The organism is Methylophaga sp. UBA5088 (genome assembly GCF_002414625.1).
In the GTDB taxonomy this organism is placed as follows: Bacteria; Pseudomonadota; Gammaproteobacteria; order Nitrosococcales; family Methylophagaceae; genus Methylophaga; species Methylophaga marina.
In genome coordinates this window covers 5249-5520 of the sequence record NZ_DIAC01000119.1, presented here as the reverse complement: position 1 = coordinate 5520, position 272 = coordinate 5249, and the positions used below count along the sequence as shown (strand labels likewise).

Below are 272 nucleotides of genomic sequence, written 5' to 3'. Positions count from 1 at the left end.
TGGCAGCCATCATTATTCGTTTTGTTTTGATGGCATCGATCGCTAATTACAAATACCGCAGTTTGATTCAATCTTCACCTGTTCCTTACATTTTGTTGGATAAACAACAGCGAGTGATGTTTATCAATCAGTCATTTAAAGAAACCTTTGGTTACGATCTGGATAACATTGAAACCTTACCTAACTGGAAAAGGCTCATGTTTCTGGTACAGCAACAAAGGGAAAAATCAAAACATGATTTCTCTCAAGAGAATGCTCATATCAGTAGTATT

General features: G+C 36.0%; 1 protein-coding gene. It reads left to right on the top strand.

From position 1 onward, the window contains the following. Positions 1-272: PAS domain-containing protein (locus B4K20_RS14900; RefSeq protein WP_289283515.1), on the top strand; the 272-nt coding region annotated here is incomplete at both ends.